Origin of the sequence: Marinomonas sp. S3726, from assembly GCF_000967665.1 — a bacterium.
Taxonomy (GTDB): domain Bacteria; phylum Pseudomonadota; class Gammaproteobacteria; order Pseudomonadales; family Marinomonadaceae; genus Marinomonas.
Genome location: NZ_JXYC01000094.1, coordinates 1 through 645, shown reverse-complemented (window position 1 = coordinate 645; position 645 = coordinate 1). Strand labels below are relative to the sequence as shown.

Genomic DNA, 645 nt, shown 5'->3' with positions numbered 1-645 from the left:
CAATGGTCAAGACTACTCAACAACAGTAGACCAAAATGGCAACTGGACTGTTGATGTGGACGGCAGTGATTTGGTAGCAGACACAGAGTTTGATGTGGTGGTTAGTTCAAGTGATGCAGCAGGCAATACTGTTGATAGCATAGGCACTTCCACTCATACGGTAGATACCTCAGCAACAGCGGGTTCAGTAGCGGTTAACGCTATTACGTCGGATGATGTGATTAACGCAACTGAAAGCGGTGAGACCATTGCAGTATCTGGTACGGCATCAGGTGGCGATATCGCAACAGGCGATACCGTGACTATGACGATCAATGGTCAAGACTACTCAACAACAGTTGATCAAAATGGCAACTGGACTGTTGATGTGGATGGCAGTGACTTGGCAGCAGACACAGAGTTTGAAGTGGTGGTTAGCTCAAGTGATGCAGCAGGCAATACTGTTGATAGCACTGGCACTTCAACTCATACGGTAGATACCTCAGCGACAGCGGGTACGGTAGCGGTTAACGCTATTACGTCGGATGATGTGATCAACGCAACTGAAAGCGGTGAGACCATTGCAGTATCTGGTACGGCTACTGGCGGTGACATATCGGCTGGCGATTCTGTGACCATGACGATCAATGGTCAAGACTACTCAAC

The 645-nt window shown here is 48.4% G+C and carries 1 protein-coding gene; it reads left to right on the top strand.

The genetic code is table 11. From position 1 onward, the window contains the following. Nucleotides 1-645, top strand: a 645-nt coding sequence (locus TW85_RS25205) for an Ig-like domain-containing protein (protein WP_046019895.1), incomplete at both ends; no start/stop codon positions are given.